We start from the raw sequence: 539 nt of genomic DNA, 5'->3' as shown, positions 1-539 counted from the left end.
AACGAAACTGGTAAAATATCAACCGTCACAGAAACTCTTGAAGATCAAACTGGTTTCTACGATGCTACAGATCCAAATTCTGCACCTAATTATGATTTATTTCCGCTCACAGGGAGATTACGATTAGATGGTAACACTCTAAAAATTGTAAAAAACACATGTACTTTTTCAATCCCTCAACCAGGAGAGGACGAAAATGAAGTTCTTGATGAGCTGACAGCTGGAACGGAAATAAAGACTCTTAAGAAAAACTAACATCCGTAAAATTTTGAAATTTGTTTCAATAAAATTATCATATGTAACAAACTAAAAGTTATAATAATAACAAATAAAAAAGTATTTTTTTTTAAAAAACTTGTGTTAAAAGGAGGCTGTCTGAAAAGATAGCCTCCTTCTTTATGAAGTAGTCATATAGACTTTTTCTTTTTCCCTTCCGTAGTGCTGCCAAGAATTTCAAAAAACACCTTGTTCTAGTCAAATTACATCAGTCAAAATGTAATCGATCAAATAATTGAACTATTTTTAGCTAGTCCGAACTA

At 31.5% G+C, this 539-nt stretch carries 1 protein-coding gene; it reads left to right on the top strand.

The window, feature by feature from the left end:
* Window positions 1-255: hypothetical protein (locus SM447_RS29850; RefSeq protein ID WP_474576201.1), on the top strand; the 255-nt coding region annotated here is incomplete at its 5' end.
* Window positions 256-539 lie beyond the last annotated feature (284 nt).

Source organism: Micromonospora aridisoli (assembly GCF_056150025.1).
Note: the sequence above shows the minus strand (reverse complement) of the source record. Positions and strands in the feature narration are given on the sequence as shown.